The 12,500-nt window shown below is 40.9% G+C and carries 12 protein-coding genes, 1 tRNA gene, 2 rRNA genes, 1 pseudogene and 2 riboswitches (2 of these 18 running past the window's edge); of the genes and pseudogenes, 4 read left to right on the top strand and 12 right to left on the bottom strand.

Features of this window, described 5'->3' with window-relative positions:
• Together AFK25_RS01255 and guaA are read right to left on the bottom strand one after the other, a co-directional pair.
• Window positions 1-97, bottom strand: partial view of an NCS2 family permease gene (locus AFK25_RS01255; protein ID WP_035067810.1) — the start only. The gene continues 1,229 nt to the left of window position 1, outside the view; 97 of the gene's 1,326 nt are visible here — the first part of the coding sequence; the start codon lies at window positions 95-97; its stop codon lies off the left edge, out of view.
• 117 nt (window positions 98-214) lie between these two features.
• A riboswitch (purine riboswitch) is annotated at window positions 215-316 on the bottom strand.
• Window positions 317-399: 83 nt separating this feature from the next.
• The gene (guaA, locus tag AFK25_RS01250; RefSeq protein WP_035067807.1) at window positions 400-1,920 is read right to left on the bottom strand and encodes a glutamine-hydrolyzing GMP synthase; all 1,521 of its coding nucleotides are present in this window, start codon (window positions 1,918-1,920) and stop codon (window positions 400-402) included.
• 95 nt (window positions 1,921-2,015) lie between these two features.
• Window positions 2,016-2,117: riboswitch (purine riboswitch) on the bottom strand.
• 126 nt (window positions 2,118-2,243) lie between these two features.
• On the opposite strand from guaA, the pseudogene AFK25_RS01245 reads away from it, so the two are divergent.
• A pseudogene (locus tag AFK25_RS01245) lies at window positions 2,244-2,747 on the top strand (DUF6944 family repetitive protein); the annotation flags it as partial.
• A 225-nt stretch (window positions 2,748-2,972) separates the two neighbouring features.
• On the opposite strand, the gene groL reads toward AFK25_RS01245, so the two are convergent.
• Together groL and groES are read right to left on the bottom strand one after the other, a co-directional pair.
• On the bottom strand, window positions 2,973-4,589 hold the full coding sequence (gene groL / locus AFK25_RS01240; RefSeq protein ID WP_009362638.1) for a chaperonin GroEL: 1,617 nt from the start codon (window positions 4,587-4,589) through the stop codon (window positions 2,973-2,975).
• A gap of 70 nt (window positions 4,590-4,659) precedes the next feature.
• A complete protein-coding gene (gene groES, locus AFK25_RS01235) occupies window positions 4,660-4,944 on the bottom strand; it encodes a co-chaperone GroES (RefSeq protein WP_004888755.1) in 285 nt (94 codons plus the stop codon).
• Between the two features lie 225 nt (window positions 4,945-5,169).
• Here groES and AFK25_RS01230 point away from each other — a divergent pair, with 225 nt between their 5' ends.
• Window positions 5,170-5,907 (top strand): CPBP family intramembrane glutamic endopeptidase, encoded by a 738-nt coding sequence (locus AFK25_RS01230; RefSeq protein ID WP_035067800.1) that lies wholly within the window; start codon window positions 5,170-5,172, stop codon window positions 5,905-5,907.
• Window positions 5,904-6,077, top strand: a complete 174-nt coding sequence (locus AFK25_RS14655; RefSeq protein ID WP_009362636.1) for a YdiK family protein — start codon at window positions 5,904-5,906, stop codon at window positions 6,075-6,077. Before AFK25_RS01230 ends, AFK25_RS14655 begins: the two co-directional genes overlap by 4 nt.
• 9 nt (window positions 6,078-6,086) lie before the next feature.
• Here AFK25_RS14655 and AFK25_RS01225 read toward each other — a convergent pair whose 3' ends face one another.
• Window positions 6,087-6,722: a redox-sensing transcriptional repressor Rex gene (locus AFK25_RS01225; protein WP_009362635.1), complete on the bottom strand. Its 636-nt coding sequence runs from the start codon at window positions 6,720-6,722 to the stop codon at window positions 6,087-6,089.
• 227 nt (window positions 6,723-6,949) lie between these two features.
• Here AFK25_RS01225 and AFK25_RS01220 point away from each other — a divergent pair, with 227 nt between their 5' ends.
• Window positions 6,950-8,845 (top strand): ABC-F family ATP-binding cassette domain-containing protein, encoded by a 1,896-nt coding sequence (locus AFK25_RS01220; protein WP_035067799.1) that lies wholly within the window; start codon window positions 6,950-6,952, stop codon window positions 8,843-8,845.
• A gap of 247 nt (window positions 8,846-9,092) precedes the next feature.
• Here the strand turns inward: AFK25_RS01220 and tsaD are convergent, their stop codons facing one another.
• The 7 genes from tsaD to AFK25_RS01185 form a co-directional block, all read right to left on the bottom strand.
• Window positions 9,093-10,106 carry a tRNA (adenosine(37)-N6)-threonylcarbamoyltransferase complex transferase subunit TsaD gene (gene tsaD / locus AFK25_RS01215; protein ID WP_033383542.1) on the bottom strand — a complete coding sequence of 338 codons (1,014 nt, stop codon included), beginning with the start codon at window positions 10,104-10,106 and terminating at the stop codon, window positions 9,093-9,095.
• A complete protein-coding gene (rimI, locus tag AFK25_RS01210; RefSeq protein ID WP_081957773.1) occupies window positions 10,103-10,546 on the bottom strand; it encodes a ribosomal protein S18-alanine N-acetyltransferase in 444 nt (147 codons plus the stop codon). The genes tsaD and rimI overlap by 4 nt, the downstream gene beginning before the upstream one ends.
• 3 nt (window positions 10,547-10,549) lie before the next feature.
• Complete coding sequence (tsaB, locus tag AFK25_RS01205) at window positions 10,550-11,248, bottom strand: tRNA (adenosine(37)-N6)-threonylcarbamoyltransferase complex dimerization subunit type 1 TsaB (protein WP_009362631.1); 699 nt, start codon at window positions 11,246-11,248, stop codon at window positions 10,550-10,552.
• Entirely contained in the window at window positions 11,229-11,702 is a 474-nt protein-coding gene (gene tsaE / locus AFK25_RS01200) for a tRNA (adenosine(37)-N6)-threonylcarbamoyltransferase complex ATPase subunit type 1 TsaE (RefSeq protein ID WP_009362630.1), read from the bottom strand. Before tsaE ends, tsaB begins: the two co-directional genes overlap by 20 nt.
• Window positions 11,703-11,854: 152 nt before the next feature.
• Window positions 11,855-11,931: transfer RNA gene (locus AFK25_RS01195), tRNA-Met, on the bottom strand.
• Window positions 11,932-12,104: 173 nt separating this feature from the next.
• Window positions 12,105-12,221, bottom strand: a 5S ribosomal RNA gene (gene rrf, locus AFK25_RS01190).
• 74 nt (window positions 12,222-12,295) lie between these two features.
• Window positions 12,296-12,500: ribosomal RNA gene (locus tag AFK25_RS01185) — 23S ribosomal RNA — on the bottom strand (it continues 2,721 nt past the right edge of the window).

Genomic DNA, 12,500 nt, shown 5'->3' with positions numbered 1-12,500 from the left:
ATAAAATGTAAGCCATAGATAAAAACGTCGTTAAGCCTGCAATAATCTCTCTCTTATAATTTGTACCAAGCTCATCAAATTGGAAATACTTCTTAATCAATTTCAGTCCCTCCATATGTTGTTAATAAAAAGAAAAACGCTTCTAGCAAACTACCAGAAGCGTTGACTATGATGCATAATGCACAGAACATAGAGAGGAACCAAGCAGATTCCTCTCCCCCACATTACACATCGTAGTCAAGCTATTTACGGTAGCTTGGTAGAGACTCTCGAGCCATATTCTCGAGATTATACGATGTATCCTCTATTTATTTTACACATACATTCTATCAAGCACATCCGACAAAGTCAAGATAAAAAACGAACATTTTTTATATAAAAAAACTTTTTGTTCGTTTTTTACTCCCATTCGATCGTTGCTGGTGGTTTGCTTGTAATATCATACACAACGCGGTTGACGTGAGGTACTTCATTAACAATACGCGTTGAAATGACTTCAAGCACATCCCAAGGAATACGTGCCCAGTCTGCTGTCATGCCATCAATTGATGTCACTGCACGAATACCGACCGTATAATCGTACGTACGAGCATCTCCCATCACTCCTACGCTACGAATGTCAGGGAGGACGGTGAAGTATTGCCAAATATCACGATCAAGACCTGCTTTTTTAATTTCTTCACGCAAAATGGCATCCGATTCACGAACGATATCTAACTTTTCTTCTGTCACTTCACCTAACACCCGAATACCAAGTCCTGGTCCTGGGAACGGCTGACGCCATACGATCTCATCCGGAATCCCTAATTCTGTACCAAGGGCACGTACTTCATCTTTAAACAGCGTGTTTAGCGGCTCAATTAATTTAAATTTCATATCTTCAGGTAAGCCGCCGACATTATGATGTGATTTAATGGTTTGAGCTGTTGCCGTTCCGCTCTCAATAATATCCGTGTAAAGTGTACCTTGTACTAAAAACTCAATGCCATCCAACTTTGCTGCTTCATCGTCAAACACGTAAATAAACTCATTCCCGATAATTTTCCGTTTTTGCTCCGGATCACTTACACCTTTTAATTTATTTAAAAACCGCTCTTTTGCGTCTACTTTAATGACGTTCATATGGAATCCTTCACGGAACGTTTTCATAACGCTTTCCGCTTCTCCTTTGCGAAGTAAGCCGTGATCCACAAAAATACACGTCAACTGATCACCAATAGCACGATGGACGAGAACAGCTGCTACCGATGAATCAACACCGCCACTTAAAGCGCAAAGTACTTTTTTATCGCCGACAAGCTCACGAATTTTACGAACTTCGTGATCGATAAAACTTCCCATTGTCCAGTCGCCTTTGCACTCACAAACATGAAACACAAATCGTTTTAATAGCTCATTTCCATATACGGAATGGCGCACTTCTGGATGAAACTGAACGGCGTAAAACTTTCTCGTTTCATCACTCATCGCGGCAATTGGGCAAGATGGGCTTGTTGCATCAACAGTGAACCCTTCCGGTGTTTTTGTCACTAAATCCCCATGACTCATCCAAACAATTTGTTCTGTCGGTAAGTCACTAAACAGTCGAGAAACGCGTTGCACCGCAATCGTTGCTTTTCCATATTCTCGGTGGGTCGCTTTTTCCACTTTTCCACCTAAATGATGCGTCATTAACTGCATTCCATAACAAATGCCTAAAATCGGAATGCCTAACTCAAAAATGGCCGGATCGCACGTAAATGCTTGTTCGTCATATACACTATTTGGGCCACCTGAAAAGACAATTCCTTTTACGTTCATTTGTTGAATTTGCTCCGCTGTAATCGTATGTGGATGCAGCTCACTGTACACACCAAACTCACGAATACGGCGTGTAATTAACTGATTGTACTGACTCCCGAAATCTAAAACGACGATCATTTCCTGCTGACTCAAACAAAATCACCCCATCTACATATAATAAAAAAAGCTAGCATTCATACCCCCGCATAAAAAAACGAAGGCAGAATTCTAGCAATATAGAACACTGCCTTCGTAGTCGGGTCATTTACGGTGTCCCGGTAGAGACTCTCGAACCATATTATCGAGGATATACGAAGGTGCGCATCTTAAATTTTAGTCCATTCTACCAACTCTATTCCTCATCGGTCAAGATGCCATCTTTTTTATTAAATTTTCTAACAATTAACAACGATATGTAGCTTGCATATGATATATGAACAAAAAATTGTAGGAGAATGCACATGAATCAACCGAAAGCGCTGATCGGTTCATTTATTCAAGCGGTAGGTACTGTCACTTCGGCCGTCGGAAGCATCCCTTCTTTAAGCGATAAAAAACAGTTTGCTCTTGATTTATGGGGAAACGTGCTGCAAGCAACAGGAAACGCCCTAGAGGCAGATGCTGAAACATCCGATACATTAGGTGTATATGGAAACGAAATTCAAGCTATCGGGAACATCACCGTTATCGCTGGACTACTAAACAAAGAGGGAAATAGATTAGAAATTACAGGAAACTGGTTGCAGTCCTTAGGGGGACTTATTTCGTTTTCAGATGATTGGGGGGATAAACATTCATCCGCACTAAACCCAATCGGAAATTTACTTCAAGCGATCGGCAACGCCTTGCAGGCCATCGGCGGTATATATGAAGAAAGAGGAAATAAAACCGAAGGACAGTCGCTCGGCATCGTTGGATCATGGGTTCAAGCTATTGGATCTATTCTTTGTTTTTTAAGTCAACTAGAAAGAAAAGCGCAAAGCGCCCCAATTTCGCCTAAAGTCAGCCCGCATCCTGCGGGCAACGGCGAAATGTCGCCATCCTTGGCTCCGCGAAGAGCGCACAAGCCCCACCGAGGAGGCTTGTCGCCGCCGCAGTGTGGGGCGGAGCGACTCGAGCCGATGGCGCTTGGAGCTAGACATCAATTAAAAAAAGACTACCCCTCTTCCAATGGGGTAGTCTTTGTATGATTACATCATGCCGCCCATGTCAGGCATGCCAGGTGTGCCTTTATTTTCTTCTGGCTTATCCGCAACGACTGCTTCTGTTGTTAAGAACATAGCGGCAACAGATGCTGCGTTTTGAAGCGCAGAACGAGTAACTTTTGTTGGGTCAACAATACCCGCTTCGATCATGTCAACCCACTCGCCAGTTGCTGCGTTGAAGCCAACGCCAGGTTTTTCTGTTTTTAAGCGCTCTACGATGACAGAGCCTTCTAAACCAGCGTTTTGTGCGATTTGACGAACTGGCTCTTCGATCGCACGAAGAACGATTTTCACACCAGTTGCTTCGTCGCCTTCCGCTTCAATAGCCGCAACTTTGCTGTATACGTTCATTAACGCTGTACCACCGCCGGCAACGATACCTTCTTCAACTGCCGCACGTGTTGCGTTCAATGCGTCTTCAATGCGTAATTTGCGCTCTTTCAATTCAGTTTCAGTTGCAGCACCGACTTTAATAACCGCAACGCCACCAGCTAATTTTGCTAAGCGCTCTTGTAATTTTTCACGGTCAAATTCAGAAGTTGTTTCTTCTAATTGAGCGCGGATTTGGTTGATGCGTGCTTGAATGTCTTCTGCACGACCAGCGCCACCAACAATTGTTGTATGTTCTTTTGTTACAACAACTTTCGCTGCACGACCAAGTGAAGCAATTGTTGTTGATTTCAATTCACGACCTAATTCTTCTGTGATGACTTCACCGCCTGTTAAGATCGCGATATCTTGAAGCATCGCTTTACGACGGTCACCGAAGCCAGGCGCTTTTACTGCAACTGCTGTGAATGTACCGCGAAGTTTGTTTACAACTAATGTTGCAAGCGCTTCGCCTTCTACATCTTCAGCAATGATTAATAATGGTTTACCTTGTTGAACAACTTGTTCTAATACAGGAAGAAGTTCTTGAATGCTTGAAACTTTTTTATCTGTAATTAAGATGTATGGATTTTCTAATACAGCTTCCATTTTGTCAGAATCCGTAATCATGTATGGAGATACATAACCACGGTCAAATTGCATACCTTCCACAACATCTAATTCTGTTGTGAAGCCTTTAGACTCTTCTAATGTAATTACGCCGTCTTTTCCAACGCGTTCCATTGCTTCTGCGATTAATTGACCAACTTCTTCGTCAGCCGCAGAAATCGCTGCAACTTGAGCGATTGAGTCTTTGCCTTCAATTGGTTTAGAGATTGCTTTTAATTCTTCTACTGCAACAGCAACAGCTTTTTCAATACCTTTGCGAATACCCATTGGGTTCGCACCAGCTGTTACGTTTTTCAATCCTTCACGAATCATCGCTTGCGCTAATACAGTCGCTGTTGTTGTACCGTCACCGGCAACATCGTTTGTTTTGCTTGCTACTTCCGCAACAAGCTTCGCACCCATATTTTCAAACGGATCTTCTAATTCGATTTCTTTTGCGATTGTTACACCGTCATTTGTAATTAATGGAGAACCAAATTTTTTCTCTAATACAACGTTACGACCTTTTGGACCTAATGTTACTTTTACTGCATCAGCTAATTTATCTACACCGCGTAACATCGCACGACGAGCTTCTTCGCTGAATTTAATTTCTTTTGCCATACATCTTACCCCCTTGATGATAATTTTTGTTAAGTATTTTTGTATGCTTTATATGTTATCAGGCGAACGATTAACCAATCACAGCTAAAATGTCGCTTTCACGTAAGATTAAGTATTCTTTTCCATCATATTTTACTTCTGTACCCGCATATTTTGAGAAGATGATGCGGTCACCAACGCTTACTTCTGGAGCTACGCGCTCACCATTGTCAAGAACGCGACCTGAACCAACTGCAACAACTTTTCCTTCTTGTGGTTTTTCTTTCGCTGTGTCTGGTAAAACAATTCCGCTCGCTGTTTTTTCTTCAGTTTGAATTAATTCAATGACAATACGATCACCTAGTGGCTTCAACACGGCAAACGACCTCCTTAATTAGATTTTCGTTCCGTTATTAGCACTCATCATCATTGAGTGCTAACACACTTATTATATTAATGAACTTTTTTCAATTTTGCAAGTAGGAAGTTAAAAATTTTTCACTAAATCTTTCCCTTTTTCATTATGTCTTTCCTTTCGAAATTCATACAAAAAATATGGTAAAATGAAAAAGTACTCATTTTGTCAAAAGGGGTTGAACACGTGAAAAAGCAATATTGGTATGTCATTATTACATACATCGCCATGCAGTTATCTAGTTTAATTGGCGTTCCTTTGCTTGCACATAGCGGATTTGTTGACGCATCAAATAAAGAAGTCGCCCTATCCATTGCCTCAGGTTATTGGGCTGTCATTAGCTTCTCGATCGCTTTTCTTTTCGTTCTTTATTTCATGAGAGAAGATATGAAATATTCGTACGATCGCCATCAAGCATCTATCGGAACGTCAATTTTTTGGGGAATTGGCGGGTTCTTTCTTGCCCTTTTCTCTCAAGGCATCGCAGCAAATATTGAGATGCACGTATTTGGCGTCGAGATGGGGTCCGAAAATACGAGACGCATTGTTGAGATGGTGAAGCTAACACCAGCGCTTATGCTCGTCACTTCGATCGTCGGACCGATTTTAGAAGAAATCATTTTTCGAAAAATTATTTTTGGAACGCTGTATCAAAAATATAACTTTTTCTTATCAGCAACTGTCAGTTCCCTTTTATTTGCTGTCGTTCATTTAGAGTTTGAACATTTGCTTCTTTATGCAACGATGGGATTTGTATTTGCTTTCTTATATGTGAAAACAAAGCGTATTCTCGTTCCTATTGCAGCACATGTACTGATGAATACATTTGTCGTTGCTATTCAAACGTTATTTGCTGAAGAAATTGAAAAGATAATGAAAGAAGCAGAACAAATGCAATTCGTGATTTGGAGGCTGTTTTCATGAAGTCTGAGCCGTTGTTTTACTTTTTGATGGGCATTTTATTCACTTATTTTGCTGTTGATAGTGCTGACGATGGCATTTGGGACGTCACAACGATGCTATTTATTCTTATTGCTACATTAGATTTTGGCACCGCTATTCGTTCTTTATTGAAAAAAACCTCCCGCTCGTAAATGGGAGGTTTACTCATTTCCGTAATGTTTTAAAAAGTAAACAAGTGACTGCAATTCGACCGCTAAATCAATATGATGAACACGAATGTGTTCAGGTACATGCAGACGAGCAGGCGTGAAGTTTAAAATCCCTTTAATGCCTTTTTGGACAAGCCGATCGGTAATCGGTTGGGCAACTTGGGCTGGAACGGTTAAAATGGCTACCGTAATCCCACCTAGTTTTTCTTCCAATTCATCTAAATGATAAACAGGCACTCCTCCGACTTCCGTTCCTACTTTATCTGGATCTACATCGAATGCCATCACAATTTTCGTATTATTGTTTTTGCTAAAATTGTAATTTAAAAATGCCGTACCTAAATTACCGACACCGAACAACGCTACTTCTGTCGTTTCATCTTGATCCAACGTTTTTCTGAAAAACGACAGCAAATAATTTACATTATAACCGTATCCTTTTTTTCCAAGCGCACCAAAGTATGAAAAATCACGGCGAATCGTTGCTGAATCGACTTTTACGGCTTCACTTAACTCCGCTGAAGATACACGCTGCTTTCCTGATGCATGCAAGTTTTTCAAAAAACGATAATACAACGGTAGTCGCTTTGCGGTCGCCTGCGGAATTTTTGGTTGTTCATTATTCACGAGTCAATCCCCCACATTTCCTTTCACAAATAGTTAGCGCTTTCATTTTTCTCTCCTATACGTCTGAAAAGTTCTCCCCACTTTTAAACTATACACTATTTTTTTCATTCTGTCTTTCCTTTGTACCCTTTATTATTATTTTTGTCAAATTTGTTATTCGCACACTAGTGTTGCCGAACATCAAGAAAGTACGTTACACTATCAAAAGAAGATTGAGGTGAAAAATGATGATCATTTTACAAGTAAATCAACTATCCAAATCATATGGGGCGGAACAAGTTTTATCAGACATTAAGCTTGAAATACAAGAAAAAGACCGTATCGCGTTAGTTGGAAGAAATGGTGCAGGAAAATCGACATTATTAAAAATCATTGCCGGCCAATTGTCATATGACACAGGGGAAGTGATTAAACCGAAACACGTAACAATTGGCTACTTAGATCAATATACTGGTTTGCACGCCCATCACTCCATTTGGGAAGAAATGCTCAATGTGTTTGCCCCGCTTCAACAAATGGAAAAACAATTGCGTGACCTAGAACAACAAATGAGCTTGCACGGTGCCGACTATGAGCGCTTACTTGAGCATTACGACCGTTTACAAACGGAATTTAAAGAAAAAGGTGGCTATCAATATGAAGCCGATATTCGTTCTGTGCTTCATGGCCTCCGCTTTTCTCAGTATGACTACACAACAAAAGTATCCACGTTAAGCGGTGGACAGCGAACGCGGCTAGCGCTCGGCAAACTGCTTCTAGCTAAACCAGATTTGTTGATTTTAGACGAACCAACAAACCATTTAGATATGGAAACATTGCAATGGCTTGAACAATATTTAAAAAATTATGATGGGGCCATTCTTATCGTCTCACACGATCGCTATTTTCTTGACCAAATCGTGACACAAGTGTATGAATTATCACGCACAAAAATAAAAAAATACGTTGGAAACTATACAAGTTATTTACAGCAACGGGCGGAACAATTTGAACAACAATTGAAACTGTACGAAAAACAACAAGAAGAAATTTCAAAATTGAAAGATTTTATTCAACGAAATATTGCCCGTGCATCGACAACAAAGCGAGCTCAAAGCAGAAGAAAACAACTAGAAAAAATGAATATCATTGAAAAGCCGCTCGGTGATGAAAAATCGGCATCGTTTCGCTTCGAAATTGAACGCCCAAGCGGAAATGACGTATTAACAGCTACCAATTTAGCCATTGGTTATGATCAAATCATCGCAACAAACCTCTCATTTCGTGTCACTCGCGGTGATAGCATCGCACTTATTGGGCCAAATGGAATTGGAAAATCGACTCTTTTAAAAACGATCATTAAGCAACTCCCTGTAAAACATGGGGAACTACGCTACGGAACAAATGTACAAATTGGGTATTACGATCAAGAACAAGCTCAATTAACATCGAACAAACGTGTCATCGATGAACTATGGGATGAAGATCGATTAAAGACGGAAAAAGAAATTCGCACGATTCTCGGAAACTTTTTATTTTCTGGTGACGATGTATTGAAGCCAGTGCAAACATTAAGCGGCGGTGAAAAAGCCCGGCTCGCTCTCGCCAAACTAATGATGAAAAAAGCCAACGTATTAGTGTTAGACGAACCGACAAACCATTTAGATTTAGACAGCAAAGAAGTGCTAGAACAAGCGCTTATTGAATACCCAGGAACAATTATCTTCGTTTCCCACGACCGTTATTTTATTAACAAAATCGCAACAAAAATATACGAGTTATCCACAGACGGTCTCATTGAATATTTAGGGGACTACGATTATTACGTGGCGAAAAAAGCAGAGCTACTCGAACTTGGACAAATCGCTCAAGAGACAACAACGGACGAATCATCGTCACTAAAACGCTCATATGAAGAAGAAAAAGAACGAAAAAAATTAGAGAGACAACGAAAACGAAAAATAGAGCAGCTAGAAATAGAAATGGAACAACTCGAGCAACAAATTGCAACGTATGAACAACAATTATATGATCCTTCCTGCTACAACAACTATGAAAAAGCCCGAGATACACAAGCGAAAATTGAACAACTGAAACAAAAATTCGATGAATTATTCGAACAATGGGAACTTTTACAACAATAATGATGAGCTAGCTCCATTTGTGGACTAGCTCATCTTTTTACACAAACATATCCACAGAAAAAACATCTAAATATAAGTTATTCACGCACTTTTCCACATTATCCACAATACAATTAAAAAATTTGTCTATTTCTTTGTGGTTAACTCGTTATGATAAAATAACATATAGTACACGTTTTCCACATTATCCACAAACATGTGGATAAAATAATCCACAAAAAAATGCCCCTGTTCACAGGGACACGGACTACAACAGTAGACTTGGATTCGCATTTAACGCCATGGTCGCGCGCTTTCCTTGTTGAAATAATACTGTCCCAGCTGCCGCAATCATCGCCGCATTATCTGTACAAAGGGACAATGGCGGAATGACAAGTTCTACCTCTGGTAATTGCTCAACTTGTTTTTGTAATTGTGTGCGCAATCCTTCATTTGCTGCGACACCACCAGCTAGCAATATTTGTTTCACGTCGTAATGCGCAGCTGCTTGTATCGTTTTTCCTACTAATACTTCAACAACACTTGTCTGAAAACTTGCTGCCATATCTTCAGGCAAAATTGTTTCTCCACGCTGTTTTGCATTGTGCAACGTATTAATGACCGCTGATTTTAATCCACTAAAACTAAAATCATACGAACCTTCTTCTAACCACACACGAGGCAAATCAACGGTCGGTTTTCCTTGTTTGGCCAAACGATCAATATGAGGACCTCCCGGATAAGGTAACTGTAACGCGCGTGCAACTTTGTCATACGCTTCCCCAGCCGCATCGTCTCGCGTCTCACCAATGACTTCAAACACTCCATGCTCTTTCATATAAATGAGCTCGGTATGCCCTCCTGACACAACAAGAGCTAATAGCGGAAATTTCATTTCTTGTACAAGTTGATTTGCATAAATATGCCCTGCGATATGATGCACACCAACAAGAGGAATGCGATGCGCAAAAGCTAATGCTTTCGCAGCGTTCACACCAATCAATAGCGCTCCAACTAATCCCGGACCTTCTGTTACCGCAATTGCATCAATTTCGCTAACATCCATATTTGCCTGCTTCATCGTTTCTTCTAACACGAGCGTGATTTGCTCAACATGGTGACGCGATGCAATTTCAGGAACGACCCCACCAAATCGTTGATGACTTTCCATTTGTGAGGAAACAACGTTAGCTACAATTTCACGTCCATTTTTCACAATGGCAGCTGCTGTTTCATCACAGCTTGTCTCAATTCCAAGCACAAATATATCTTTTTCACTCATAATTTCACCCACATTACTAATGCATCTTCTTGGTTATCTGAATAGTATCGCTTACGAATACCGCCATTTAAAAAGCCAAGCTTTCGATATAATGATTGTGCAACGGTATTCGACACCCGCACTTCCAATGTCATCGTTTGGGCTCCTTCTTCTCTCGCTAACGCCATCGCCTGTTTCATTAGCGCTTCTCCTAATTTTTTACCACGAAATTCCGGCAACACCGCAATGTTTGTAATATGCGCTTCATCCATCACTAACCACATGCCACAATAACCAATAATTTGTCCATCATGCTCCATCACAATGTAACGAGCATATCGATTATTTATCAACTCTTGATAAAAGGAAGAACGACTCCATGGGAGCGTAAATGAAAGCTGTTCGATTTCCACAATGCGATCGAGATCTTGAAGCGTCATAAACCGAAAAGAAACATTCACTTATCATTCCGTCCTTTCTTGCTGACGAGCAAGCCAATTCGCTTCCGCCTCTGCTAAACGAATATAGTTTGGCACAAATGTATGAATGTCTTCCGGCTCGCGATTTATTCCTAACCACGCGAGCTCACTTGGACGTGGATTGTGAAGTGTCGCTGGAGCTACTTGAACACGATCTAGCGTTTCAACAAATGTTGCTTCATGTAGCGAACTATCGTTTCCAACTAATAAAATCGGTTCATTATATGCTTTTAATTCATTTGCCCACTCTGTAGCTAAAATGACTTGATCAGCTACGATCGATTGCACGCAATCTCCTTCCACTTTGTAAAGACCTGTATAAATTTGTCCTCGCCGCGCGTCCATTAACGGAACAACGAGACCTTGAAAATATTTTGCGCTTGCTGCCATCACTTCTAAACTTGATACGCCGACAAGCGGAATATTTAGCGTCCAAGCAAGCGTTTTAGCAATTGTCACCCCAATGCGAACACCTGTATATGATCCAGGGCCTTTCGCAACAACAATTCGCTCAAGATCTTTTGGACTCATGTCACATTCTTGAAGCAGTGCCTCAATCGCAGGCATGACTCGTATCGAATGATTTTTTTTCAAATTTGTAATGATTTCCCCTTTAACAATTTGTCCATCAACAACAGCGATCCCCATAACAAATGTCGATGTATCAATGGCTAACACTTTCATCGCTAAAAATCTCCTTACATAACTGTTCATAACGTTGACCAATTGGAGAAAAATGAATAATTCGACTTTCTCCATCAGCATGGTGAATAGTAATATGTAAACGTTCAGTTGGTAAATATGGCTCAATGACATGCGCCCATTCGACAACTGTTACACCATCACCGAAAAAATATTCATCAAAACCTAAATCTTCTTCACTTTCTGCTAAACGATATACATCCATATGATACAAAGGAAGACGCCCTTCGTATTGTTTAATAATATTAAAAGTCGGGCTGCTGACATTGCGGTTAATTCCTAATCCTTTTGCTAGTCCTTTCGTAAACGTTGTTTTTCCTGCTCCTAAATCACCTTCTAACGTAATAACGTCTTGTGGCTGAACGTACCGAGCAAGTTTCATTGCTAATGCGAACGTATCTTCAGGATGATGTGATACATATTCATATGTTTTCATCGTTCATTCCCCTAATTAAATAAAATCAACATACAAAAAAGACCTTAGGATCGCTCTCCTAAGGAAATGCTACACATATAAGTGTACACGAAAACAAAACATAAAGCAAAAAAGGCATAAAAAAATACGAAACTTATATCGTTTCGTTTCATTGGTTGCGGGGGCAGGATTTGAACCTGCGACCTTCGGGTTATGAGCCCGACGAGCTACCTGGCTGCTCCACCCCGCGATGATAGGAATAGAAACATATTTAGTGAAACACATCGAAACAATTGGCCGTCCCGCTCTCTGTAAGTTTAATCAAGTAGCAACTCGAGCGGTACGCTGATGTAATTTCTAGGATGTGGATTCGTTCGTGCTCCACCCCAACATCAAACTAATTTTCTTGATAAATACAATAATGCCCGGCAACGTCCTACTCTCGCAGGCGGTGTCCCGCCAACTACCATCGGCGCTGGAGAGCTTAACTTCCGTGTTCGGGATGGGAACGGGTGTGACCTCTCCGCCATCGTCACCGAGCAATATGATGAAGGATTATTCCCTCAAAACTAGATAACAGGTTTTGTGTAGTCGCCTACGCTTTTCTTGTGTGTTTAGTTAAGTCCTCGATCGATTAGTATCCGTCAGCTGCACGTGTCGCCACGCTTCCACCTCGGACCTATCTACCTTGTCATCTTCAAGGGATCTTACTCGCTTGACGCGATGGGAAATCTCATCTTGAGGGGGGCTTCACGCTTAGATGCTTTCAGCGCTTATCCCTTCCGCACATAGCTACCCAGCTGTGCCCCTGGCGGGACA

This window comes from Anoxybacillus gonensis (assembly GCF_001187595.1).
Taxonomy (GTDB): Bacteria; Bacillota; Bacilli; order Bacillales; family Anoxybacillaceae; genus Anoxybacillus; species Anoxybacillus gonensis.
This window is presented reverse-complemented; position numbering and strand designations above follow the sequence as displayed.

Excerpts from the sequence above, each read along its gene's own strand:
- guaA (WP_035067807.1), bottom strand. The coding sequence starts at position 1,920 with ATGATCGTCGTTTTAGATTTCGGGAGTCAGTACAATCAGTTAATTACA.
- groL (WP_009362638.1), bottom strand. The coding sequence starts at position 4,589 with ATGGCAAAAGAAATTAAATTCAGCGAAGAAGCTCGTCGTGCGATGTTA.
- AFK25_RS14655 (WP_009362636.1), top strand. The coding sequence starts at position 5,904 with ATGAAGTCTGAGCCGTTGTTTTACTTTTTGATGGGCATTTTATTCACT.
- AFK25_RS01220 (WP_035067799.1), top strand. The coding sequence starts at position 6,950 with ATGATCATTTTACAAGTAAATCAACTATCCAAATCATATGGGGCGGAA.
- tsaD (WP_033383542.1), bottom strand. The coding sequence starts at position 10,106 with ATGAGTGAAAAAGATATATTTGTGCTTGGAATTGAGACAAGCTGTGAT.
- tsaB (WP_009362631.1), bottom strand. The coding sequence starts at position 11,248 with ATGAAAGTGTTAGCCATTGATACATCGACATTTGTTATGGGGATCGCT.
- tsaE (WP_009362630.1), bottom strand. The coding sequence starts at position 11,702 with ATGAAAACATATGAATATGTATCACATCATCCTGAAGATACGTTCGCA.